Annotated in this window: 21 protein-coding genes; 6 read left to right on the top strand and 15 right to left on the bottom strand. The window is 72.3% G+C overall.

The genetic code is table 11. The features are described from left to right. The first annotated feature begins 15 nt into the window (after positions 1-15). Both thyX and QSJ33_RS06910 read left to right on the top strand, forming a co-directional pair. Positions 16-696, top strand: coding sequence for an FAD-dependent thymidylate synthase (gene thyX / locus QSJ33_RS06915; RefSeq protein WP_285723899.1), 681 nt, complete (start codon positions 16-18; stop codon positions 694-696). Then, a complete protein-coding gene (locus QSJ33_RS06910; RefSeq protein WP_285723896.1) occupies positions 693-1,907 on the top strand; it encodes an aminotransferase class V-fold PLP-dependent enzyme in 1,215 nt (404 codons plus the stop codon). Before thyX ends, QSJ33_RS06910 begins: the two co-directional genes overlap by 4 nt. Here QSJ33_RS06910 and QSJ33_RS06905 read toward each other — a convergent pair. Continuing rightward, a complete protein-coding gene (locus QSJ33_RS06905) occupies positions 1,904-4,342 on the bottom strand; it encodes a DUF5916 domain-containing protein (RefSeq protein WP_285723894.1) in 2,439 nt (812 codons plus the stop codon). The genes QSJ33_RS06910 and QSJ33_RS06905 overlap by 4 nt on opposite strands. Before the next feature lie 128 nt (positions 4,343-4,470). Here QSJ33_RS06905 and QSJ33_RS06900 point away from each other — a divergent pair, with 128 nt between their 5' ends. Further along, complete coding sequence (locus QSJ33_RS06900; RefSeq protein ID WP_285723893.1) at positions 4,471-4,962, top strand: DUF192 domain-containing protein; 492 nt, start codon at positions 4,471-4,473, stop codon at positions 4,960-4,962. A gap of 3 nt (positions 4,963-4,965) precedes the next feature. Here the strand turns inward: QSJ33_RS06900 and QSJ33_RS06895 are convergent, their stop codons facing one another. Further along, positions 4,966-5,742, bottom strand: coding sequence for a metallophosphoesterase family protein (locus QSJ33_RS06895; protein WP_285723891.1), 777 nt, complete (start codon positions 5,740-5,742; stop codon positions 4,966-4,968). 64 nt (positions 5,743-5,806) lie between these two features. Between QSJ33_RS06895 and QSJ33_RS06890 the strand changes: the two genes are divergently transcribed. Then, complete coding sequence (locus QSJ33_RS06890) at positions 5,807-6,655, top strand: CE1 family esterase (RefSeq protein ID WP_285723889.1); 849 nt, start codon at positions 5,807-5,809, stop codon at positions 6,653-6,655. After that, entirely contained in the window at positions 6,652-7,434 is a 783-nt protein-coding gene (locus QSJ33_RS06885; RefSeq protein ID WP_285723887.1) for a sulfite exporter TauE/SafE family protein, read from the top strand. The genes QSJ33_RS06890 and QSJ33_RS06885 overlap by 4 nt, the downstream gene beginning before the upstream one ends. Here the strand turns inward: QSJ33_RS06885 and QSJ33_RS06880 are convergent, their stop codons facing one another. Genes QSJ33_RS06880 through QSJ33_RS06870 form a run of 3 tightly spaced genes read right to left on the bottom strand, consistent with a single transcriptional unit; the run spans position 7,435 to position 10,948 of the window. Further along, complete coding sequence (locus QSJ33_RS06880) at positions 7,435-8,778, bottom strand: DUF1501 domain-containing protein (RefSeq protein WP_285723885.1); 1,344 nt, start codon at positions 8,776-8,778, stop codon at positions 7,435-7,437. A 13-nt stretch (positions 8,779-8,791) separates the two neighbouring features. After that, complete coding sequence (locus QSJ33_RS06875; protein ID WP_285723883.1) at positions 8,792-10,441, bottom strand: DUF1800 family protein; 1,650 nt, start codon at positions 10,439-10,441, stop codon at positions 8,792-8,794. A 15-nt stretch (positions 10,442-10,456) separates the two neighbouring features. Continuing rightward, the gene (locus QSJ33_RS06870) at positions 10,457-10,948 is read right to left on the bottom strand and encodes a hypothetical protein (RefSeq protein WP_285723881.1); all 492 of its coding nucleotides are present in this window, start codon (positions 10,946-10,948) and stop codon (positions 10,457-10,459) included. A 134-nt stretch (positions 10,949-11,082) separates the two neighbouring features. Here QSJ33_RS06870 and QSJ33_RS06865 point away from each other — a divergent pair, with 134 nt between their 5' ends. Beyond that, positions 11,083-11,430 (top strand): hypothetical protein, encoded by a 348-nt coding sequence (locus tag QSJ33_RS06865; RefSeq protein WP_285723879.1) that lies wholly within the window; start codon positions 11,083-11,085, stop codon positions 11,428-11,430. Here the strand turns inward: QSJ33_RS06865 and queA are convergent. From queA to QSJ33_RS06815, 10 genes are read right to left on the bottom strand one after another with little or no spacing between them, the layout of a single operon-like run. Further along, positions 11,421-12,485, bottom strand: coding sequence for a tRNA preQ1(34) S-adenosylmethionine ribosyltransferase-isomerase QueA (gene queA, locus QSJ33_RS06860; protein ID WP_285723877.1), 1,065 nt, complete (start codon positions 12,483-12,485; stop codon positions 11,421-11,423). The two genes, QSJ33_RS06865 and queA, sit on opposite strands and share 10 nt — an antisense overlap. 10 nt (positions 12,486-12,495) lie before the next feature. Next, a complete protein-coding gene (locus tag QSJ33_RS06855) occupies positions 12,496-14,289 on the bottom strand; it encodes an ABC transporter ATP-binding protein (protein ID WP_285723875.1) in 1,794 nt (597 codons plus the stop codon). 34 nt (positions 14,290-14,323) lie between these two features. Continuing rightward, positions 14,324-15,139, bottom strand: coding sequence for a tetratricopeptide repeat protein (locus tag QSJ33_RS06850; RefSeq protein WP_285723873.1), 816 nt, complete (start codon positions 15,137-15,139; stop codon positions 14,324-14,326). After that, entirely contained in the window at positions 15,136-15,810 is a 675-nt protein-coding gene (locus QSJ33_RS06845; RefSeq protein ID WP_285723870.1) for a hypothetical protein, read from the bottom strand. The genes QSJ33_RS06850 and QSJ33_RS06845 overlap by 4 nt, the downstream gene beginning before the upstream one ends. Further along, positions 15,807-16,403, bottom strand: a complete 597-nt coding sequence (locus tag QSJ33_RS06840; protein ID WP_285723868.1) for an RNA polymerase sigma factor — start codon at positions 16,401-16,403, stop codon at positions 15,807-15,809. Before QSJ33_RS06840 ends, QSJ33_RS06845 begins: the two co-directional genes overlap by 4 nt. After that, positions 16,400-17,416 (bottom strand): hypothetical protein, encoded by a 1,017-nt coding sequence (locus QSJ33_RS06835; RefSeq protein ID WP_285723866.1) that lies wholly within the window; start codon positions 17,414-17,416, stop codon positions 16,400-16,402. The genes QSJ33_RS06840 and QSJ33_RS06835 overlap by 4 nt, the downstream gene beginning before the upstream one ends. A 42-nt stretch (positions 17,417-17,458) precedes the next feature. Beyond that, positions 17,459-19,246, bottom strand: coding sequence for a hypothetical protein (locus QSJ33_RS06830; protein WP_285723864.1), 1,788 nt, complete (start codon positions 19,244-19,246; stop codon positions 17,459-17,461). A gap of 8 nt (positions 19,247-19,254) precedes the next feature. Beyond that, complete coding sequence (locus tag QSJ33_RS06825) at positions 19,255-19,968, bottom strand: HisA/HisF-related TIM barrel protein (RefSeq protein ID WP_285723862.1); 714 nt, start codon at positions 19,966-19,968, stop codon at positions 19,255-19,257. 35 nt (positions 19,969-20,003) lie between these two features. Further along, positions 20,004-20,702: a ribonuclease III family protein gene (locus QSJ33_RS06820; RefSeq protein WP_285723860.1), complete on the bottom strand. Its 699-nt coding sequence runs from the start codon at positions 20,700-20,702 to the stop codon at positions 20,004-20,006. A 2-nt stretch (positions 20,703-20,704) separates the two neighbouring features. Next, on the bottom strand, positions 20,705-22,399 hold the full coding sequence (locus QSJ33_RS06815; RefSeq protein WP_285723858.1) for a serine/threonine protein kinase: 1,695 nt from the start codon (positions 22,397-22,399) through the stop codon (positions 20,705-20,707). Positions 22,400-22,545 lie beyond the last annotated feature (146 nt).

Here is a 22,545-nt window from a genome sequence, read left to right as displayed (position 1 = left end):
AGACGAGGGGTGCGCATGTTCCAGAAAGAAATCCAGGTCCTCGACAGGGGCTTCGTCCGGCTCATCGACCACATGGGATCGGACCTGTCCGTGGTGAACGCGGCGCGCGTGTCCTTCGGGAAGCGCAAGGAGGCCCTGGACGACGGGGACGCGAAGCTCATCCGCTACCTCTCGGCGCACGAGCACACCTCGCCCTTCCGGCACACCGCCATGACCTTCCACGTGAAGGCGCCGATCTTCGTGTTCCGCCAGTGGATGAAGCACCGCATCGCCTCGGAGTTCAACGAGATCTCCGGCCGCTACGTGGAGTTCGCGGAGGACGAGTACTTCGTGCCGGAGCTGTTCCGGAAGCAGGCCAAGGTCAACAAGCAGGGCAGCGAGGGCGAGATCGACGCCGCCAACCGGGACCGGGCCCGGGCGGCCTACCTGGAGAGCTGCCGGGGTGCCGTGGCCCACTACAAGGAGCTGATCGAGCTGGGGGTCTGCCGGGAGCAGGCCCGCTGCGTCCTGCCCCTGGGGCTCTACTCGGAGGTCTACTGGACCGTGAGCCTCCAGGCCGTGGCCCACTTCATCCGCCTCCGCTCCGACAGCCACGCCCAGTGGGAGATCCAGCAGTACGCCGCCGCCGTGCGGCAGGCGGTGGAGCCCCTCTATCCCGTCAGCCTCGCGGCCCTCCTGGACTTGGAGAAGGGGTGAGCGCGCCCCCCCTCAACCCGGCCCTCTTCCACTTGGACGAGGATCACCTCTGGGTCATGCACTGCGCCGAGGGGCCAGTGCCCAGGGCGGGGATGCGGGCGGTCCGGTCGATGATGCTGAAGGAGCTGAGGCCCTGGGAGATGCGCTGGGAGGAGGACTTCCAGGGCATCCCGGCCGCCCTGCGGGCCCAGGCGGCGGCCCTGGTGGGCGGCCGCCCCGAGGACATCAGCCTCACCACGAACACCTCCGCGGGCCTGCTGGCCGTCACGCAGGGCCTGCCCTGGCAGGAGGGCGACGAGGTGGTGGCGCCCCTGGGGGAGTTCCCCTCCAATGCCTGGCCCTGGTTGGCCCTGGCGGGGCGGGGCGTGGCCTTCCGCGAGGTGCCCCTGTGGGAGGGCCACCGGGCTGGGCGCATGGCCTGGGAAGGCGCGCCGCCCGGGGAGGGCGTGGATCCCGAATCGGCCCTGCTGGCGGCCCTGGGTCCCAGGGTCCGCGTGCTCGCGCTGTCCTGGGTGCGCTTCCAGGACGGCCTCAGGCTGGACCTCGCCCGCCTGGGCCGGGCCTGCGCCACGCGGGGCGTCCGGCTGGTGGTGGACGGCATCCAGGGGGCGGGCACCCTGCCCGTGGATCTCGAGGGGGTGTCGGCCTTCGCCACGGGTGGACACAAGGGCCTGCTGGCGCCCCAGGGGATGGGCTTCCTCTGGACGGAGGCGGGGTTTCGCCAGTCGCTGTCGCCTTCCGGCACCTGGCTCTCGGTGGAGGACGCCACGGACTTCTCCCGCCCCTCCACCGACTTCCACCGGGGCTGGCTGGAGGATGGGCGCCGGCTGGAGCCCGGCGGCCCGAACCTGCTCCAGGCCGCGGCACTCCTCGTCTCGCTCGACCTGCTGAACCGGGCGGGCGTCGACGCCATCGCCCGCCATGTGGACGCGCTGCAGGCCCGCCTGCTGGACGCCCTCCGGCGCACGGCCTGGGAAGGGGAGGCCCGCCGCCTGTCCGATCTCCGCCGGTCCGGAAGGCTGGGGTCCATCCTGGCGCTGCACCATGGGGGACGCGGGCCGCAGCGCCTCCAGGGCCTCCTGCAGGAGGGGCTCCGGCGGGGCATCTACGCCTCGGTGCGGGAGGGCTACCTGCGGATCGCCTTCCACGGCTTCCACACGGAGGCGGATGCGGATCGCGTGGCGGCCTGGCTCCGGGGGGTCCCGGCCTAGCGGAACAGGTAGCTCAGCTTCATCTGGACGACGTCGTCCGAGGGCAGGTGCGGAAGGACGGCGAGATCGGGGCGGGGGGAGAGGCTGGCCCGGTCGTTGATGAGGGCATCGGTGCTGGCCCCGTGGGTGTAGACCAGGAAGAAGGTGGAGCCCGGCCTGAACGCCCAGCGGGTGATCAGGTTCAGGTTCCAGTCCCGGTAGCTGAAGGCGGTCTGGGGGGCGGTGCCGGCGGGGAGGTCCGGGGGCAGGCCGCCGGCGAGGGTCTGGTCGTCCACGTAGTACTGCAGGTCGCGGAAGGCCCAGTTCGCCGCCAGCCACTGGCTGAAGGCCTGGAGGGTCAGGTTGGTGCTGAAGGCGTAGGACACCCGCAGGGTCTGGTTGAACTGGCTGAGGCGCCGCAGGCCCACGATGGGCGTGAGGACGGGGGTTTCCAGCCACGTCAGCTCCCCCTCGTCCCGGGTCAGGGAGGTGGAGAGCTGGATCTCCAGGGCCGGGGTGGGCTTGATGGACTGGAAGAGGCTGCTGTTCGTGGAGGGGCCGCCCTCGCGCCAGGCCCGGTTGAGGGCCACCCGCACGTACCAGGGGCGGTTCCCCGCCGTGTCGAAGCCCAGGTTCGCGTAGGGGATGGCGGGCCGCTGGAGGTACTTCTTCGCCGGGTCCCCGTAGGTGCGCAGCTCCCGGTCGTCCTCCGCGGGGAGGTCCACGCCGCCGCCGCCCCAGAGGGACATGAAGTTGGTGAAGTCCGTGTGGCCCCAGGTGTTGAACTCCCGGAGGAAGACGTGGCCGGCCTGGTCCCGGGCCGAGACGTGGTCGAGGCCCCAGGCCCAGTTCCGGAAGACGCCCGCGGTGCGATCCCAGCGGCGGGTCACGCCGGCATAGACCTTCTGCTCGTCCGCCCGGTCCAGGTAGCCCAGGTCGTTGGGATTGTAGTCGTGGCCGGCATCGATGGCCTGGGCCTCCAGGCCCCACCCGTCGGCCCAGTCCCGGTGCACCCGGAGGCGGCCACGCCAGCCCTGGGCCTGATCCTCCTTTGGTCCCGCCTGGCTGCGGCTGAGGGTGCCCTCGAGGAGGCCGCTGCGATCGGCGCTGCGGTACACCCCGTCCAGGGCCTGCACCTGGGCCACCCGGCCCGCGGGGCCGGCCTCGTGGACCTCGGAGGTGAAGCCCCCGAGGTAGCTGCCCCGGTCGTCCATCATCTGCTGGACGCGCAGCACCCCGTAGTTGGTGAGGGGCGCCAGTTCCCGTTCCACCGTCTGGCCGGAGGCGTCGCGGATCACGGCCCGGGCGGGCTCCACGCTGGCGCCCAGAAGACCCACGTTGGTGCCGCCGTCGTACTTGGCGGTGTACTTGGCCGCCGCCGTCAGGGTGGTGGCGTCGGGGCGGTCGACCAGGGTCTCGCCGGGGTTCAGGTCGGGATCGGAGAGGCCCCGGCCGATGCGGCGGCTGTAGAAGAGGTCGGGACCCGCCACCCGGAAGATCTCGGCGCCCTCCAGGAAGAAGGGGCGCTTCTCGGGAAAGAAGGTCTCCACCGTGCCGAGGTTCAGCACCGCCTGGTCCACCTCCACCTGGCCGAAGTCGGGCCGGACGCTGAGGTCCACCTGCCCGATGCCGTCCAGGCCCCAGCGCGCATCCACCCCGGCCCGGCGCTGCCAGCCGCGGTCGTCGTAGCTCCGGGCCGTCTCGAACTTGCGGGCGGCGCTCACGAAGGGCACGTATTCCCGACGGGGCCGGGGGTGCACGTCCTCCAGGCCCACGAGCAGGGGGAACTGGCTCACGAAGCCGCCCTCGCCCTGGGGCACCACGTACCAGCGGGAGGATTCGCGGAGATGCCCCTGGTCGGTGCGGGTGAAGTTCACGCCCCAGACCTGGGGGCCCTCGTCCTCACGGATGCGGAGCAGGGACAGGGGGATCTTCAGCTCCGCCGTCCAGCCGCCTGCGTCCCGGGTGACGGCGCTCTCCCAGACGCCGTCCCAGCTCGTGTCGTAGTCGGTGTCGTTGGCGATGATGCCGTCCCGCTGCACGCCCGCGGCGTTCACCTCGAACACCACGGCGGTCCGGTGGTCGTGGGTGGTGTCCAGGGCCACGCTGAACCAGTCGCTCTGGCTGTCCTGGTCCCGGCGGTGCAGGCGGCGCACGATGGTGGTCCGGCCCCCGTCCAGGGCGGGGTCGTGGTGCATCCGGGCCCCCACGTAGAGGTAGCGGTCGTCGTAGAGGACGGACACGTCGGTCACCTGGCGGGCGGGTCGCCCCCTGTCCGGCCACTCCTCGGTGAAGCTCGTGGCGGCGGGCGCCAGGCGCCAGTCCGGCTCCTGCAGGCGGCCATCGATGCGGATGGGGCCGCGGATCCGCATGGCACGAAGCTCCTGGACGGTGGGTTGCGCACCGAGGGCGAGCCCCAGCAGGAGCCCGGCGAGGGACCGGATGCGAACGCCCATGGACCTCCAGGACGCAGGCCCGCCGGGGCCGCGCGTGGGGTATCATCTTGCCACACGTCGCGAGGCATCACGAAGCGCCGGGAGCCTCGGGCATCCTGGACGCACCTACAGAGGTCCGAGGAGTCCCCATGCGCACCCTGCTCATCGCCGTCCTGGCCGCCCTGCCCCTGCTGGCGGGCGGGGGCGGCACCGTGGCCTTCAAGCAGCACACCTTCATGGCCGAGGTGGCCTCCACGGACCCGGAGAAGGCCAAGGGCCTCATGTACCGGCAGTCCCTGGCCAAGGACCGCTGCATGTTCTTCGTCTATTCGGAGGACGGCCTGCACGCCATCTGGATGAAGAACTGCCTGATCGCCCTGGACGTGGCCTGGGTGGACGCGGACGGCAGGGTCGCCGAGCTGGTGGAACGCGTGCCGCCCTGCTCGCCGATGCGCGGCGACGACTGCCCCACCTACGGCGGCACCGTGCCGTCCCGCTATTTCATCGAGTTTCCCGTGGGCACCTTCAAGCGCCTGGGCCTTCGCAAGGGCGACCGGCTGGGCTGGGACCTCACCCTGGATGACGGCACCCGGGTGAAGGGCGGCGCCCCCGTGCCCGAGGGCGGAAGGAAGCGGAAGTAGGCCCTACTCCTCGGCCTTGGCGCCCTCCCGTCCCTTGCGGGGCGGGCGGGTGAGGGTGCGCAGGGCCTCCGGCGTGGGGGGCAGCTCTGGCAGGTCCAGGGGCGCCAGGCGATCCGCCAGGAGCCGCCAGGCCCGGGCCTGGCGCGGCAGGCGTTCGGGCTGGATCACCTCGAAGCCCTGGGCGTAGCTCACGAAGGGGGGCATCACCAGGGCGAAGCCCGTGTAGAGGAAGGCCGGCAGCCGCATCCAGTCCGGCTCCGCGGCGGGCCCGGGGGCCGGCACGGCGAAGAGGGGGTGGACCCCGCCGTTGATCCAGAACCCGTGGTGCGGGTCGTGGCGCGGGTAGACGAAGATCCGGCGGCGGTGCATGAGGGTGAAGGGGCCCACCTTGTGCTGCTCCACGGGCCGGATGCCCGTGCCCTCCAGCGCCGGGCCGTCGCTGCGGTCGGGATGGCCCACCACCTGCACCACCTTGCGTCCCCCGGCCTTCAGCTTGCGGAAGATGGTCCGCAGCTCGTCCGCCTCGTCGCCTTCCAGGGCCCCCTGGGAGGGCTTGAGGTCCCCCAGCAGGGCCAGCTGCTCCGGCGCGTAGTCGTCCAGGAGGCCGAAGACGCGCTCCCAGATCTCCTGCTGGGGGGTGGCGGGCAGGGCATCCACCCTCCGGCGCCGGGCCGCCCCCAGCCCGAAGAAGAAGTCCGCCAGCACCAGGGTCTTCTGCCGGGGCAGCCACACGGCACGCCGGCTGTCGAGCACCACATCGTCGCTGAGCTGGACCTGCATCGGGCCTCCCGCTTCCATTGGACCACAGGGGGCCCCGGGCGCCAGAATCGCCTTGGGAGGACGCGTGTCGCACGGCCAGGGCCACAGCCTGAGACTGGACTGGCGGGGGGAGGCCCGGAAGGTGCTGCTCCACGACCCCCCGGACGCGGCCGGCCGGCGCCTGCCCCTGGTCCTGGCCCTCCACGGCACGGGGGGCACGGGCCGGATCATGGCGACCCTCTCGGGTCTCAGCCGCCTGGCGGATCGCGAGGGCTTCCGCGTGGCCTACCCCCAGGCCCTGGGCGAGCCGGGCACGGAGGATCCCGCCCGGGGCGCCGCCTGGAACGCGGGGCCGGGCTTCGGCTGCCCCCTGCATCCGGGGACCGATGACGGCGGCTTCCTCCAGGCGGTGGTGGAGCGGGTCGAGCGCCATGGCCCCGTGGACCCCCGCCGCATCTACGTGGCGGGCTTCTCCAATAGGGCGCGCATGGCCACCCGCATGGCCCTGGAGGCCTCCGGCTGGGTGGCCGCCATCGCCGCCGTGGCCGGGTCGCCCGTGGACGGCCCGGCGCCGGCCCGGCCCGTGCCCACCCTGGCCTTCCACGGCACGGAGGACCGCCACATCCCCTACCTCGGGGGCACCGGCAGCCAGGGGCGCCGCCTGGCTGCCCCCGCGGCGCCCGGGGCCTGGGCCCGCTGGGCGACCCTCATGGGCTGCGACCAGGGACCCGAACAGACCTGGCGGGGACCGCATGCCCTCGACCGCTGGCGGGGCGGCGAGGTGGAGGTGGGGCTCTGGACCGTGGCCGGGATGGGCCATGCCTGGCCCGGGGGCCGGGCCTACGCGCCCGGAGCCGACGCCCCCGCGCCCGACCTGCCCGCCGCGGAGCTGATCTGGGCCTTCTTCGAGGCCCATCCCCTGGAGGCCCCATGAGTCCCGCCCCCCTGCTCGCGGGCCTGGCCACGGGGCTCTCCGGCGGCGCGCTGGCGGGCGTCTTCGGCGTGGGCGGGGGCCTGGTGATGGTGCCCCTACTGGGGCTCATCCTGGGCCTGGACCAGCGCCAGGCCCAGGGCGCCACCCTGGCCGCCATGCTGCTGCCGACAGGGCTGCCGGCCGTGCTGGAGTACCGCCGCCGGGGCATCCGCACCTCCCTGCGGCTGGTGGCGATCCTGATCCTCGGCTTCCTGGCGGGCATCACCGGCGGCGCCGCCGTGGCCAACGGGATCCCTGCGTCCGCGCTCCGGTGGGGGTTCATCGCCTTCCTTCTCATCATCGCCATGCACACCTGGCGCCGGAAGGAGCCGGCCCTCCCCGACCGGGGGGCCGAGCCCCTCGACTTCAGCCGGGGAGCCTGGCGGTACGGCCTGCCCATCGGCGCCTTGGCCGGCGTGCTCTCGGGCCTCACGGGCCTGGGCGGGGCCATCGTGGTGATCCCCCTCCTGGCCGCCCGGTTCCGCATGACCCAGCACGAGGCCCAGCTCACGAGCCTCGCCATGCTGCTGCCCCCCATCGGGCTGCCGGGGGTCCTCGTCTATGCCCGCACCGGCAGTGGCCTCCCCTGGCGGGTCATCGGGGGCGTGGCCCTGGGGTTCGCCCTCGGCGCCTTCCTGGGGGCCCGGGTGGCCACCCGGCTCCGCGGGGCCCGGCTCAAGCAGGCCTTCGCCGTCCTGGCCGTGGCCATGGCCCTGCTGCTGGTCCTGCGGGGACACTGATCAGAGGAAGCCGAGGCGGGGGTAGCTGGCGCCGAGGAGGGTGTCCGTGGTGCTGGTGGCCTGGCCCAGCCACCGGTCGAGGACGGTGGCGTAGAGGCTCCGGAAGTCGGTGGTGAACTTCATGTTCCCGTTGGCGTCCAGGTTCGCCAGGTCCGGGTAGCCGCCGTAGAGCCCGCCCTTCACGGCCCGGCCCACGCAGAAGGAGAGCCCCGCCGTGCCGTGGTCCGTGCCGCTGCTGTTCTCCTGCACGCGCCGTCCGAACTCGCTGTAGGCCAGGATCATCACCCGGTCCTGGGCGGTGCCCGAGGGGGTGGTGATGCTCGCCAGGTCGTCGTAGAAGGCCTTGATGGAGCCCCCGAGGGTCCGCTGCAGGTTCGGGTGGTCGGTGGCCTGGTTGCTGTGGGTGTCCCAGCCGCTGAGCCGGGTGAAGAAGACCTGGGTGGGCAGGCCCGCGGCGATCATCTGGGCGATGAGCTTGAACTGGCTGCTCAGGGTAGAGGAGAGGGCGGAGCCGTTGAGGCGGGTGACGGGATAGCCCTTGTCCCCCGGGTACAGCACCGCCGGGGTGCGGCTGGGCAGGGAGCCGCCGGCGCCAAAGGCGGGGTTGTTCTGCGCGTCGTAGAAGAGGGTCCCGGCGGCCGCGGCGGCCTGGTAGGCGGCGGCGGAGGCGGGATCGGGGCCGGTGGCGGCCAGGGCGGCGGCCCAGCCCTGCTCCAGCGTGGCCGCATCGGCCACGGGGGAGCTGCTGAGCAGATAGGCGGGATAGACATACCCCCCGCTGCCCGTGATGGACACGTAGCTGCGGGTGGCCCCCTTGAGCATGATGGGCAGGTCCGCCGTCACGGTGAGGCCCCGCAGCACGTCGCCGGTGGGGTTGAAGGCCGTGTCGGCGAAGCGGCCCAGCCAGCCGTTCCCGGCGGGCACCGTGGCGCCCTGGCCCCAGAGGTCGATGGAGGTGAAGTGGGAGAGGTTCGGATTGGGCATGCCGATGCCCGTGATCCAGGCCACCCGGCCGAGGGCATGGAGCTGGTCCATCCCCGTGAAGTCGGTGTTGAGGCCCACGCCGCTGCCCAGGTCGGTCTGCTGGGTGCCGGGGATCTGGAGCGTGGCCCGCTTGGTCTGGTAGATGCCCAGGTTCGCGCCGGCATTGGGCGGCAGCATGCTCAGCCAGTCGTTCCCGCCGTCGATGTTGACGATGACGAGGATGGGCGAGGTGGGGACGGCGATGGGAGGCTGGGTGCTGCCGGTTCCGCCGTTGCCGTGGCCGCCGCCGCAGGCGCTGAGGCCGGCCAGGGTCGCGCCCGCGGCCCCGAGGGTCTGGAGGAAATCGCGTCGCGTGGTCATGGTCCCTCCGGCGTCAGTAGAGCTGGCCCGCGGGCGAGCAGAGGATGAGGAAGGCCAGCTCCCGGGCCTTGGCCTGGGAGGCGGCGTCCCAGGCGAAGGCGGAGGGCCAGAGGGCGGCGAGCCACTCGGCGGTGACGGCGGCCGGCAGCGGCGCGGGCTGGAGCAGGGCCGTGAGGCGCGCCAGCACGTCCTGAGGAGTGGCCGGGGCCGTGGGGAACCAGGCGGTGACGGTGGTGGGGAAGAGGGGATAGGTGGCCCCGCTGAAACTGCGGGTCTCCGCCAGGGCGAGGGCGGCGGCGAGCCTGCCCCGGTACCGCATCGTGTTGCTGTTCAGCCAGGCCGTGTGCTCCTTCCATCCGTTGGGTCCGGTGGGATCGAACAGCTTCATCCCCGCCTGGTCGAAGGTGGTGGCGGCGTTGGTCACCAGCCGCCACGCGGGATAGGCCGGGGGGGTGGCGGAGGATGCCGCGGGAAGGGGGGGGCAGAGCATCCGCGCGGCGCGGACCGTCCAGGAGACGGGGCCCTCGGCCAGGGCGAAGCGGTTGGCCGGATCGAAGAAGTACTGGGACTTCAGGAGGGTCTTCAGCACGGCCCGAAGGTCGAAGCCGGCGGCCTGGATCATGGCCTGCACGTCGGCCAGATCTGTGGCCGAGTAGGTGGCGGTGACGAAGTGGGTGAGGAGCCGCCTGGCGAGGAACTGGGCGCAGTTGGCCCCCCGCGAGGTCAGGATGCTCCGGAGGGCGTTCTCGCCCTTGGCCAGGCCGCCGGTGGTGGTGGTCACGTCGAAGGTCTGGCCCAGGTAGGACACGGTCCCTGTGGCGTGCATGTTGGGGCTGGTGGTGGCCGTGCCCCCGTACCAGAGCCGGGTGTCCGGCGCGATGGCGCTGCCGTCGTAGACCCTGAACCGCGCGTCGGCGGGGTACTTCGAGCTCGGGTTGGCGGGATTCACCTTGAGGTCCGCCTCGGCATAGGTGAAGCTCCAGCCGCTGAGGGCCCGCGCGAGCTGGGTGATGTCCGTCTGGTTGTAGCCGTTGTCGGCCCCCAGGCTGTACAGCTCCATCACCTCCCGGGCGTAGTTCTCGTTGGCGACCTTGGTGCCCGCGGCGTTGTTGAGGACGGAGTCGAGCCAGAGGGCCATGGCGGGGTCCTGGCTCACGGCCACGAGGAGGTCGTCGAACCTCGCGAGGCCCAGGGTCCGGAAGGTCTGGTACTGCTTGAGCATGAGGGCGGCGTTGTTGACCTTGTGCCAGCCCGTGGCGAAGAGGTTGTGCCAGAAGAGGGCCATCCGCTCCTGGAAGGCATAGGGGTTGAACTGCATGCGCCAGGCCGTGAGCGCCTGCGCGGTGTTGAGGCTGTTCCGCCAGGCGTCGGCACCCTCGACCAGGAAGGGATGGGGAGGCTGCACGGCGGGCACGTCCACGCTGCCGGCCACGGTGGTGTTCGCGGAGATCTGCGGTTCCAGGACGACGTCGGCCGTGGCGGCGGCGGCCTGGTAGGCCGCGGGATCGAGGGCCGTGCCGTCGATCCAGGCGTCGATGGCGGGGCCCGGGGCCTGGCCGGCCAGGGTCGCGGCGTCCTCGGGGGTCAGCCCGAACCCGGCGCGGCGGGCGAAGTGCTGGACATCCGCGACGGTCCAGGCGGAGATGGCGGTGAGGACGGCCATGGGGGCTCCTGGGGCTCAGTTGTTGGGGGCGCCGGCGGCGATCCAGGCGGACAGGGTGTCCACGGTGGGCTGGCAGAGGTTGGGGGCGGCCAGGGGCATGCGGGCGCCGTAGCCCGTTCCGCCGGGCTGGTCCTGGGTCACCTTGGCGATGATCCAGGAATGGGCCACGTCGCCGGGCTTCACCAGGACCCAGCCCTGGCCCGTGGGGGCGTTGGCGGGGACCACGTTCACGAGCTGGGCGTAGACCTGGGCGGCGGTGCCGGAATAGATCACGTGGCCCGTGGGGGAGGATCCCCCGTGGCAGCTGGTGGCGGCCGATCCGCAGCTGCTCTGGAGGGCGGGCAGGAGGTCGGCCGAGAAGCTGGGGTTGGCCTTGGCCGTGGCGATGGGGCAGGTGGTGGCCGGGGGGGATGGCGGTGCGGCGGCCGTGGTGGATCCCCCGCCCCCCCCGCCGCAGGCCAGGAGGAAGGGCACGGACAGGAGGGCCGGGAGGAGGGGGATTCGCATGGGGCTCCGGAGGGGTCCATCCAGCATGGGCATTGAATATGCCGAGTCAAGGTTTGAACAGGTAATTCCCCGGGGCCCCCGGGGCCGGGAATGGGTCGGAGGGGATGCGCTATCCTCGACGGGGAGGTAGTCCCGTGTCCCTGGAAGCCCAGACCCCCCTCTACACGGGGGAGCGCCTGCGAGACCTGATCCTCTGCTACGCGGGGCCCTGGGCCTTCCGGCCCTACCTCCAGTGCCGCGAGGATCTCGAGCTGCTCTGGCATGCCCGCCAGGGCGTCATCCTGGCCTTCGCGGAATGCGTGGTGACCCTGGCCCTGATCTTCCTGGGCCTCTTCCCCATCTTCGGGGCCGTGTCCGTGCGGTTCTTCCTGCCCCTCTGGCTGCTCTGGTGCCTGGGCATGTCCGTGACGAGCATCCTCCAGGCCACCAAGGGGAAGCGGAACAAGATCCCCGTCATCCATCAGTTCGTGGACTACTTGTAGCGTCCCGCGTTCAGGATCAGCATCGCGTCCCCGTAGCTGAAAAAGCGGTACCGCTCGCGCACCGCCTCGGCGTAGGCGGCCTTCGCGAGGTCCAGGCCCATCAGCGCACTCACCAGCACGAAGAGGGTGCTCTCGGGCAGGTGGAAATTGGTGAGCAGGTGGTCGGCGGTGCGCAGGGTGTAGCCGGGCGTGATGAAGAGCCGCGTGGCGCCCTCCCGGGCGAGGGTCTCGCCGTCCCAGGCGGCCTCCAGGGTGCGCAGGGACGTGGTGCCCACGCCGAGGACGGGGCGCGAGCGATCCCGCAGCGCGGGCTCGAGGACAGCGGCGGTGTCGGCGGGGACCTCGTACCGCTCCTCGTGCATGGCGTGGTCCTCGAGGCGCTCGGCGGTCATGGGCCGGAAGGTGCCGAGGCCCACGTGGAGGCGCACGGGATGCCAGCCGCAGCCGCGGTCGCGGAGCCGTCCGATGAGCGCTGCCGTGAAGTGGAGGCCCGCCGTGGGGGCGGCCACGGCCTCGCCCTGGCGGGCGGCGAAGACGGTCTGGTAGCGGGTCTCGTCCTCGCCCTCGGCCAGGTGCTCGATGTAGGGCGGCAGGGGCAGGCGACCGATGCGGTCGATCTCGTCCCAGTCCAGGCCGTGGTCCGCCTGGACGCGCACGGCGCGCAGGCCCTCCGGCAGGGTCTCCAGCACCTGCAGCTCGGCCAGGGACGCGCCGGAGACGGGGTCCACCACCGTGGCCCGGGCTCCCGGTTTCAGGCGGGCCCCGGGCCTCACCATGGCCTCGAAGGTGCCCGCACCCAGGCTGCGCAGCAGCAGGGCCTCGCCCGCCCCGCCCCCGGCGCGTTTCAGGAAGAGCCGGGCGTGGCGCACCCGCACGTCGTTGGGGACGCAGAGGCACCCGCCGGGCAGGAGGTCCGGCAGCTCGCGGATGCTCCGGTGGGACCAGGCGCCCGTGCGGGCATCCACCACCAGGAGGCGGGCGCCGTCGCGCTCCGGGGACGGATGCTGCGCGATCAGCTCCGGCGGGAGGTCGAAGTGGAAGTCCGTGCGCTGCATGCGGGGCCGGTCAGGCTTCGGAGAACTGCAGCCGGTGCAGCCGGGCGTACTCGCCGTCCCGGGAGAGGAGGGACTCGTGGGTGCCCTCCTCCACGATCCGGCCCTGCTTCAGGGCGCAGATGCGGGTGGCCCGCTGGATGGTGCTGAGCCGGTGGGCGATGACGAGGGTGGTGCGGTTCTCCATGAGGGCTTCCAGGGCCGCCTGGACCGCCCGCTCGCTCTCGGTGTCGAGGGCGCTGGTGGCCTCGTCGAGGATGAGGATGGGGGGGTCCTGGAGCAGGGCCCGCGCGATGGCGATGCGCTGGCGCTGCCCTCCGGAGAGGCTCGATCCGGTCTCGGCCAGGGGCGTGTCGTAGCCCTTGGGGAGGGCGGAGATGAAGTCGTGGGCGTGGGCCTTTCGGGCGGCGGCGATCACCGCCTCGCGGCCGGCGTCGAGGCCGTAGGCGATGTTGTCGTGCACCGTGTCCAGGAAGAGGAGGGTCTCCTGGGTCACGATGCCGATGATCTTCCGCAGCTCCCGGGGATCGAATTCCCGAAGGTCGGTTCCGTCCAGGGTGATCCGGCCGGCGGAGGGATCGAAGAACCGGGGGACGAGGTTCACGAGGGTGGTCTTGCCGCCGCCGCTGCCGCCCACGAGGGCCACGGTCTCCCCGCTGCGCACCTCGAGGTCGATGCCGCGGAGCACGGGATGCTTCGCGTCGTAGGCGAAGGCCACGCCCTCGAAGCGGAGGACCGAGGGATGGGCCGGCACGGGCCTGGGGTCCGCCGGGGCGACCAGCTGGGGCTGGACATCGAGCAGGGTGAAGATGCGCTCCAGGGCCACGGTGCTCATCTGCATCTCGCCGAACATCCGGGTGAGGCGCCGGATGGGATCGTAGAGCTGGTAGATGGCCAGGAGGAACATGAGGAAGTCGCCGCCGGTCATGGCCCCGCTGCGGATCCGCGCGGCCCCGTAGAGGGCGAGCCCGGCCAGCAGGAGGCCGCCCACGCTCTCCATGATCGGGCTCGACAGGGACTGGATCCGGACCACCTTCATGCCCAGGCGGTAGAGGCCATGGCTCTGGTTCCGGAAGCGCCGGGACTCATAGTCCTCCCGGGCGAAGGCCTTCACCACCCGCATGTTGGAGAGCACCTCCTTGAGGCGCTGGAGGAGGGTGTCGGCGCTGCTCTGGGCCTTGTGCCCCTGGCGCCGGATGAGCCGGGTCAGGTGCTTGATGGGGAGGAACACCAGGGGGAAGAGCGCCACCAGCACCAGGGCGAGCCGCCAGTCGGTCCGCACGATGAGGACCACCATGACCACGGCCATGGTGACCTGCCGGAGGAGCTCGGCCACCTGGGTGGACACGAGCTGCTGGACCAGGCCCACATCCCCCAGGATGCGGTTCATGAGCTCGCCCACGGGACGGGCCTGGAAGAAGGCCGGGTCCTGCTGCAGCACCCGGTCGAAGAGGCGCTCGCGCAGGTCCTTCACGGCCTTCATGCCGCTCCGGGCCACGAGCACCGAGCCGGCGTAGAGGAAGAGGCCGCGGAGGAAGAACAGGGCCGCGATGATCGCCGGGATGAGGAAAATGCTGGACTGGAGCGTCTCGGCCGGGGGCAGGAAGCGGGTGAGGGCCTGGACGGCCTGGGGCCACCTGGCCACGCCGCCGCCGGCCATGCCCAGCTGGTGGTCGAAGAGCAGCTTGAGGGCCACGAGGATGAGGGCCTGGAGGCTGTTCCCCACCGTGAGCAGGACACCGCCAAGGAGGGTGCCGGGAAGGTAGGGCCTCAGGTGGTGGCGGAAGAAACGGCGGATGGGGTTCAAGCGGGCCTCGACCCATCAGCTTATCTGAACAGGCCTATTCGACCGTCACGGTCACCCGGCTCTTCCCGTCGTCGAGGCTGAACAGCTCTGTGCCCCGGGGCACCGTGAGGGCCTGGTCCATGAGCCGGTCCATGTGGATGCCCTTGGCGTGCGCCTCCTTCAGCTGCGCGTCCGAGAGGTAACCGCCCACGGCCCGGGCCAGGGAGGTGGCCACGCGGATGGTGACCACGTCCTTCTGGCCCTTCTGCCGGATGTGGATCACCAGGAAGCGGCCCTGCACCGGGCCGGCGGCCTGGGGCTGGACGCCCATGGCGAGGAGGGCCAGGCGGCAGGGCTCGCTGCAGGCGTCCAGCTGGAGGCCCGCCTGGAGCACGGGCACGGCCCGGGGGTCCCGGCGCCGGGCCAGCTGGAGCGCCGCGGCCACGCGCACGTCGGGGAGCGGGTCCGAGAGGGCGTTGGTCAGCCCCGCCTGGGCCGCGGCGCTGTCCCACTGGCGGATGCCCCAGCAGCGGACGCGGTTCAGCTTGGCCTCCTTGCCCAGGAGCCGCTGGTCGGGATCCCGCTGGAGGAAGTCCGAATAGGCCGCGGCGGCCTCGTCCCAGCGCTGGTCCTGCTCCAGGCTGGAGGCCAGCCAGTAGCGGGCATCCGCGGCCCGGGAGGAATCGGGGAATGCGTGGAGGAGCTGCCGGTAGGCCTGGGCCGCCTCGTACCAGTGCTGGGCGTAGCGCAGGTCCCGGGCCCGCTGGAAGAGGGCCTCGGCCGGGCCCTCGGGCGGGGCGGCCAGGAAGGCGGGATCCGCCGGGGCCGGGGCCAGCAGGGCGGGCAGCATGAGGAGGGGGCGCAGGCTCATGCGCCGCCCTCCTTGAGGTGGCGTTCCATGCGGACGGCCTGGTCCTCGAGGTTGTGGGCGGAGGCCCACTTCCGGAGCTGTTCGGCGCGCTCGGTGCTGAGGCAGCTGTCCTCGAGGGCCAGCTCGGAGAGCCAGGCGTGGAGCTTGGCCCGGGTGGCCTCGGCCTCGGGGGTGGGGGCGCCCTGGGCGGCGAGCTGGTGGCTGGATTCCAGCAGGGCGAGCGCCATCTCGCGCTCCTGGTGGCGGTCCTCCTCCCCCTTCCGGCAGAGGGTGGGGTTCTGCTCGAAGTCCTGGAGGAGGGTGCTGCTCTGCTGGAAGAAGGCGATCCAGACCCGGTCCTGGCTGCGGCGCTGGGCCAGCAGCTCGAGCCGCTCGGTGTCCTGGGCCAGGGCCCGGAGGTGCCGGGTGTGCTCGACGATGTAGAGGGAGGGGATGCCGGCCAGGAGCAGGGCCGCCGCGGCGGTGAGGCCCCAGGTCCGGTACCAGGGGCGGGCGGGGACCGCCAGCTCGGGCGCCAGGGCCTCCCCGTGGGCCCCCAGGGCCAGGTGCAGCTCCAGCAGCTCGGCCAGCTCCCGCTGGGCGGCGGGATCCTCGGGCCAGAGCTCGGGCCGTTCCAGGAGCTCGAAGCACCGGGCATCGTCGAGGGGGCTGAGGTCGGGGCGGGGGGTCATGGCTGGGATCCAAGGGACTTGCGGAGCTTCTGGAGGCTCTGGAACAGGGTGGCTTTCACCGTGCCTTCGGCACAGCCCAGATCCTGGGCGATGCGCTTCACGGGATGCTCGTGGACGTAGTAGGCGAGGACCATGGCCCGCTGGCGCGGGGTCAGCCCCTCCAGGGCCCCCCGGAGGGCCTGGAGTCGCCGGCTTTGGTCCACGGATTCCCAGGGTGAAGCCTGATGGGGGTCCGGAGCGTCAAAGGTCTCGGGAGGGGGTACCTCCCGACCTCTTCTACGCAGATGGTCGGTCGCCGCATTAGCCGCCAGGGTGAAAAGCCAGGCGGCCACCGGCCGACCCTCCTCGAACCGCTGGCAATGCTGGAGGCATTTGAGGAAGACCTCCTGGGCCAGCTCCTGGACCACCCCGGCCTCCCCCTGCAGGCGGCGGTGGAGGAAGGCGCAGAGGGGCCGCTCGAACCGGGCCATGAGGTGGGCCAGGGCCTCCTCGTGGCCGGCCTTCAGCCGGGCCATCCAGTATTCGGGCGTCTCCCCCTCGGGCGGAGGCGTCCCCCCGGCGGGAGGGGCGGGCAGCGGGGCGGCGGGACTCATGCCTTGGGCGGGGCCGGGAGGGGGCCGAAGGTCAGGCCGGGCTGGCCGAGCTTCTCCAGGATGAGCTTGAGCTGGGCATCCGTCAGGGAGGCCCGGAGCCCGACCCGCCCCTTCTCCTGGAGCAGTTCGGGTGCGGGTGCGCCGGGCACGGGCTGGACGGCGCTGATGGCCGCCACCAGGCGCTGGAGCCAGGGGGTGACCTGCGAGATGGCGGCGGGGTTCCCGGCCAGGGACAGCTCGAAGCGCGAGGGCTGATCCGGGACGGAGCTGGGCGTCACGCTCCAGAAGAGGGCCTGGACGTCCTTCGGCAGGTCCCGGAGGGTGCCGCTGTCCGGGAGCTCCTTGCGGAGGCTCCCCAGCAGGGCCTCGGGCTGCAGGTAGCCCTGGAAGGGGGCCCGCGGGCTGATCCACTCCGCCGCGGCCGCCACGCCGGGCCGGGTGGCCAGGTTCTTCCCCGAGGCGAGGCGCTGGAGGGCGGACAGCTCGCCGATCCAGATCTGGCCCTGTTCGTCGCTGGCGGCGCGGATGTGGGCCTTCACATCCCCGGTCTCGAGGTCGAGGATCACGTAGAGGGGCCAATCCCGGCCGGCGAGGCGCAGGTGGCCCTCCTGGGGGAAGGACTCGGTGAGGGCGGCCACCAGGGACTTGGGGTCCTTGAACTGGTCCAGCTGGATGAGCACATGGCCCAGGCCCTTCTCGAGGCCGGATTCGCCCTGCTGCGGCAAGCCGATGACGTGGAAGGTCAAGCGTCCGGTCTCGGTCCGGGGGTTGATGCGGGCCTTCTGCAGGAAGAGGTCCAGGGCGCGCTCGGCCATGGGTTCCCGGGCGAGCAGGGACTGGAATTCCCGGTGGGAGATCACCCAGCCCGCCTCGCCCGAGAAGGCGGCCACGCTGCCCTCGGGCGCGGACTGGACCCACCCCGGGACCCGGAGGCGCGGCTTGCAGGAGGGCAGGAGGCAGAGGGACCCCAGGCCGGCCGCGGCGGCGATCAGGATGGGGGCCGGGCGTCGCATGAGGGCTCCTGTGGCTGGGCTACGGATCGGCGCGGCGGGCGTTTACGCCAGGTGCCTCAGGGCCGCGGGGAGGTGGGGGCTCCGGAGGAGCTGCTGCTGCTCCACCTCGGAGAGCAGGCCCCAGATCCGGACCGAGGCCTCGCGGGGCGTCTTGGGGTTCAGGAGGAGCTCCGACATGATCGGCGCGTGGGCCATGAGCACGGGATGGCCGGCGATCTGCTCCAGGACGGACCGGGGCGTGAGCTTGTTGCGGGTGAGGCGGAGGAGGATGCCGGGATCCAGCTGGCGGTCGGCCACCATCTGGCGGAGGGTCTCCTCGTCCTGCAGCACCTCCTGGGGCAGGTGCCGCATCAGCTCGCCGCCGGAGGCCCGGAGGGCGGTGATGCGCTGGGGGACGTCCATGGCGAGGTAGAGGCCCCGCAGGGTCTCCAGGGCCCGGCGCTTCACTTCCAGGTGGGGCAGGCGCGGATTGCGGAGGACCTCGATGCAGGGCTTCACGCCCTGGAGCGCGTCGAGGAGGCGCAGGGCCGAGGCCTCGCTCAGGTGGGGGTGGTGCACCAGGGCCTCGGCCACCAGCGGGTCCTGGGACCAGGTGCGGTGGGCCGCCACCCGCTCGGCGCGGTCCCGGTCCAGGGTGGGCACGGCGGAGGCCAGGATGCGGGACGTGAGGGCGGGGTTCTCCAGGGCCAGGGCCATCACCTGCTGGTCCGGGTCCTTGAGCACCTGCATGAGCTGGTCCTCCTGGGTGCCCTGGGTGGCCAGGAAGACGCGCTCCTCGAGCGAGGCCCAGCGGCCCTCCTCCACCCGCTCAGGGAGTGAGCCGGAGACCCCGTTCCGCTGGCGCTGGAGGCGGTCGTAGAAGTACTTCACCACCCGCAGGAGGTGGGGGGCCTGGCGCTTGGCCCAGTAGGTGACGAACTGGTACTCCCCCTCCTCGAGCTGGGTGAAGAGGCTGACGATCCGCCGGAGGTCCGAGCGCCCCGCGGCGCCGCGGTCCAGGGCGGCCAGCAGCTCCCGCGCGATGCCCACGCGGCGGGAGAGTTCCGGCGGGCTGCCGGGGGCCTCCAGGATGCCGGCCCGCACAGGCTCGCGGAAGTACCAGCGGGCCTCGGCGTAGACCTCCTCGAAGAAGTCCGGGACGCCGCATTGGCCCAGGGCCCGGCAGATCAGGTCCTCGGAGACCAGGGGGTTCTGCATGCCCGCCTGGCGGATCTCCGGATCGGCATCCGTGAGGCAGAGGAGCAGCTCCTCGGCCTGGGCCGTCTCCCGGGCGCGGGCGAGCCGGTCCTCCCGCTGGAAGCCGCCGCCGCCGGGGGTCTCCACGGCGGCCGCCGGCGGCGCCGTGAGGGTCTCCCAGTCCTCGTCCTCGGAGGGCAGGGGCGGGAGCTCCTGGGTGGTGCCCGTGGCGGAGACCGTCCTGGCCAGCTGCTTGGCGAGGAGTTTCGCCACGGGCTTCAGGGCGGGGCTGAGCTGGTGGTAGAGGGTCTTCACCGCCTCGGCCCGCTCGTCCTTCTCCTGGGCGGGCGCGTGGTCCATCTCCCGCATCTGGTCGAAGAGGGAGACCACCATCTCGAGGTCGCGGCGGATGGATTCCGGGGTGGCCTCGTTCTCCGCCAGGCCCAGGAGGATGGGCCAGTGGGCCAGCCAGTGCGGCGTGCGCGCCATGAGCGTGAGGAGCCGGGGCGAGGCCAGGGAGTGGGCCAGGCCCTCCAGCATGCGTATCTGGGTCTCGGAGGGCAGCTGGGGACGGATCAGGGCCAGGTGCCGGAAGTGGTTCCGGTCGGACTCCCCGAGGGTCGCGAGGAAGGGGGCCTCCGTCGTCTCCCTCAAGGGCGCTCCTAGGCGCAGGCGGTCTGGAGGAAGGCCATGAGGCGCGCGTTGCCCCGGAAGAGCAGGGCGTCGACCAGGGCGCCCTTCAGGCCCTGCTGCGCGTGCAGCCGGTCGAGGTGTTCCGGCCGGGTGATGCTGCCGCCCATGATGAGGGGCAGGCCGGTCGCGGTGCTGAGGAGGCGGGCCGTCTCGAAATCGGGGTCGGCATCCACCTCTTCCGGGATGTCCACGAAGAGCAGCCGCTTGAAACCGTAGTCGCGGGCCCGGGTGGCCACCTCGACGGCGCTGAGGCCGGTGGCGTCCACCCAGCCCGAGCGGTGGACCCGGCCGCCCCGGGCATCCACGCCGGCCGTCAGGTGGGACTGGAACCGCGCCACGAGCTGCTCCACCACCATGGGGGACTTGTGGAGGATGGTGCCCACCACCAGCCAGGTCGCGCCGTGGTCGATGAAGAACTGCGCCTGGTCCGAGCTGCGCACACCGCCGGCCACCTGGATGCAGACCTTCCGCCCCTGGGTCCGGCAGATCTGGAGGATCTGCGCGATCACCTCCCGGTTGTTGCCGGTGCCGTGCGCCGCATCCACATCCACCAGGGCGAGGCGGCAGGCCCCTTCGTCCAGCATCCACGCCACCAGCTCGAGGGGGGCGACGGCGATCGGCCCCGCCTGCCCGGCGGGGACCACGAGTCCGTGTTGGAGGTTGAGGGTGGGGTAGATCTTCAAGCGGGCATCCCAGCAGGGCGAGTGTAACGCAAGTGTCACGCCGATGGGCCGGGTCCCAGCAGGTCGAGCAGCTTCCGGGCGGCCTCGGTCTCCGCCTTCTTCCGGGTGTTCCCCTCGGCCTCCGCCACGTGGGGGCCGGTGGCGGCCCGCACGGAGAACCGCGGCGCATGGTCGGGGCCGGATTGCCCGAGCAGGGTGTAGGCCGGCGCCGGGAGGCCCAGCCGGGCCGTGGTCTCCTGGAGGGTGGTCTTCGCGTCCCGGCGGGTCCAGAGGCCGGGGTCGGCGCTCCGGATCGCCGCCAGGTGCCGCGCCTCGACGAGGGCCTGCACCCGGGAGGCGCCGTCGCCGCCGGCGGCCTGGGCATCGAGGAAGACCGCGGCCAGCAGGGCCTCGACCGCATCCGCCAGGGGCTTGGGGCCCAGGGCGGTCCGGCCCGCGGAACTCAGGGCCTGGTCCAGGCCGAGGTCGAGGGCCCACGCGTGCAGGGCCTCGGTGCAGACCAGCACGCCCCGGAGCTTGCTCATGGGGCCCTCCTCCCAGTCGGGGCGCTCGCGGTGGATGGCCAGCGCCACACAGAAGTTGAGGAGGGCGTCTCCGAGGAATTCCAGGCGCTGGTTGTCGCGGCCCCTCCCCGAGGAGGCGTGGGTGAGGGCCTCCCTCAGGAACGCCGGGTTCCTGAAGGCGTGGCCCAGTCGCGCCTCCAGGGCGGCGGTTCCGTCCCTGCGTGCGGCCATGCTCACTCCGCCAGGTCGGGCGGAAGCTTCCGGTTGAAGCGGGCCTGGTTCAGGGCCTGGCGGAAGCGGATGTTCCGGCTGGCCATCTGGCCCAGGAGCCCCAGCCGGCGGGCCTCGCGAAGCTCCTGGTGGAACTCGCCCATCCGCCCCTGCTCGTAGAGGACGGCGGCCAGCCAGGCATGGGCGTTGACGTTGTAGGGATCGGCCTTGAGCGCCTGGCGGAAGCCGTGGATGGCCTTCTCCGGCTGGGAGTCGGCCATCTGGATCGCCTCGCTCATGGAGACGTTGCCCAGGTTCATCCGTTCGGAGGGCTGCAGCTTTTCCAGGTGGTCGTCCTGGAAGCGTTCCGGCTGGTCGAGGGTCTTCGGCTCAGGAGCCTTCTGGGCGGGGGCGGGGCGGGACTCGGCGGGAGGCGTCTCCAGCCGTGGCGACTCCTTCGCGGGCGTCGGCCGCGTCGCTGGGGCCGACGGCGCGAGGTCGGGTCCGGCCGGCCGCGGGGGCGTCCCTGGCGCGGGATGGGCGGCCGGTGTCGGTGTGGCCGGAGCCCCGGAGGGGGCGGGCAGCCCGGAATCCGGGGCGGCCGCCGCGGCGGCTTGAGGGGCGGCCGTGGACCCGCGGAGCTTCCACCAGGCCAGGCCGCCCAGGCCCGCCAGCAGGAGAGCGGCGGTGCCGATCCAGAGGCCGGTGCGGGATCCGGCGGCCGGGCGGGTGGCGGGTCGGGGCGCCGGGACGGGGGTGGCCTGGGGCACGCCGGCCGTGGGCTGGGAGGCCAGGACCGCCGTGGCCTGGGCCGTGGGGGCGGCGGGGGCGGCCGGCGCGGGGGCCGTGGGCGCCGCAGCCCGGAGCAGGGAGGTGGCTTCGTCGAGCTGGCCCATCCACGAGGGGTCCTTGGCCGCCCGGAGGGCCTTGGCCAGATCCTCCGCGGTCTGGTACCGGTCGTCCGGGTTCTTGGTGAGGGCCCGGTCCAGCACGGACTTGATGGCGGGGCTGATGCCCTGGAGCTGCTGGGTGTCGATGGGCTCCGGGGGCTCATTGACGATCTTGTAGAGGATGGTCGGGGTGGTGTCCCCCGCGAAGGGCCTCCGTCCGCTGAGGGCTTCGTAGAGCATGACGCCCACGGCGAAGAGGTCGCTCCGCGGATCGGGCTTGCCCGTGCGGATGTACTCCGGGGCCATGTAGCTCACGGTGCCCATCACCATGCCGGTGGCGGTCATGTCCGAGTTGCTGATCTTGGCCACGCCGAAGTCCATCACCTTCGCGTGGAGGCGCCGCCCGTCCTGGTGCACCCGGACGTTGGTGGGCTTGATGTCCCGGTGGACGATGTGCTGGCGGTGGGCGAAGCCCAGCCCGTCGCAGACCTGCGCCAGCACCTCCAGGATCTCGGAACGGGTGAGGACCTGCTGGGAGATGAGCTCGTCGAGGTCGTGGCCCTTCACGAACTCCATGGCGATGTAGAGCACGCCCTGGTCCTCGCCGAACTCGTAGATGGTCACCAGGTTCGGGTGGTTCAGCACCCCGGCGGCCCGGGCTTCCCGGGCGAAGCGCTCCTTGGCCTCGTCACCCTGGGCCGCGGCGGGGAGGATGGTCTTGATGGCCACCTCGCGCCCGATGGAGGGATCCACGCCGAGGTAGACCTCGCCCATGGCACCGTTGCCGAGGACGCGACGGATCTCGAACTTGCCGAGCTTCTCGAACATGCGGACTCTCCCAGGCCGGGCTGGATGGAGGGAAAGCATAGGGCCAGTCCTGGTCCGGGCCAAGGGAGTTGGGATATCCCGGCATGGTTGGCGCTTTCCGTACTGGAATCCTGGCCTGGAAAATGCAAACTTAGGGATCAGATCCC

The sequence above is a fragment of the Geothrix rubra genome, from assembly GCF_030268065.1.
GTDB lineage: Bacteria > Acidobacteriota > Holophagae > Holophagales > Holophagaceae > Geothrix > Geothrix rubra.
The sequence above is the reverse complement of the archived record's forward strand: the minus strand, read 5'-3'. Positions and strand labels throughout refer to the sequence as shown.